Below are 253 nucleotides of genomic sequence, written 5' to 3' on the forward strand. Positions count from 1 at the left end.
GTCCTGGTACCGGCATCTGAATCCTCCGCCCCCGGCGGGGATCACCGTTCCGCATGCCGACCGGGACTACCCGAACCGGATCACCGCCGCCGAAACCGAGGAGTTTATGGGACTGCTCAATTCCAAGGAATATGGGAATCTCTCGGTCACTCAGGCCTATTACCGCATGTTGGACGCGGGGCATTGTTCGTTCTCGATAGCGGCGGCGCACCGGATGGTGGCCAGGCACGGGCAGAACGGAGACCGCCGCTCA

At 62.8% G+C, this 253-nt stretch carries 1 protein-coding gene; it reads left to right on the plus strand.

What is annotated here, in order from left to right; all coding sequences use genetic code 11:
- A partial coding sequence (locus JYA52_RS00325) for a hypothetical protein (RefSeq protein WP_205651174.1) occupies nt 1-253 on the plus strand: 253 nt, incomplete at both ends.

This window comes from Arthrobacter pascens (assembly GCF_017052465.1).
Lineage (GTDB): Bacteria > Actinomycetota > Actinomycetes > Actinomycetales > Micrococcaceae > Arthrobacter > Arthrobacter pascens.